This is a genomic window from Nocardiopsis sp. MG754419 (assembly GCF_018207095.1).
Lineage (GTDB): Bacteria > Actinomycetota > Actinomycetes > Streptosporangiales > Streptosporangiaceae > Nocardiopsis.
Map to the genome: position 1 here is coordinate 1 of NZ_QOCZ01000384.1, position 405 is coordinate 405.

The window sequence follows — 405 nt, forward strand, 5'->3', positions numbered from 1 at the left end:
GAGTGCCTGGCCGACGCGCTGGACAACCGCGTGGAGTTCGGCGTGTGGGGAGGCATGACGGAGCGCGAGCGCCGCGCACTGCTGCGCAGGCGTCCGACTGTCACGTCATGGCGCAGGCTGCTGGAGACCGCACGTACGGAGTACGAGCGCGGCGCGGGCCTGCTGCCGCTCGACGAGGAAGAGGTGTACGAGAACTACGCCGCGGTGGGCTGAGCAGACCGAGGGCGGCTCCTGCGTATTGACTGGTACTGACTGCCGGGGCACCGAGGGCGCCCTTGTGGCGTCGGCGAGTCGGCAGATGCGCCGACCTCCGGGTGCCCCAGGCTTCCGGGTGCTGGTGCCCGCGGTCTCTGGAGGCCTCCGTGCCGGGTGTGTACCCGGCAGGCCTCCGTACCGCTTGTGGCT

General features: G+C 71.1%; 1 protein-coding gene. It reads left to right on the forward strand.

Annotated features, from left to right (window positions below; genetic code table 11):
• Positions 1-213: WhiB family transcriptional regulator (locus DSY14_RS28220; protein ID WP_211719614.1), on the forward strand; the 213-nt coding region annotated here is incomplete at its 5' end.
• Positions 214-405: the final 192 nt, after the last annotated feature.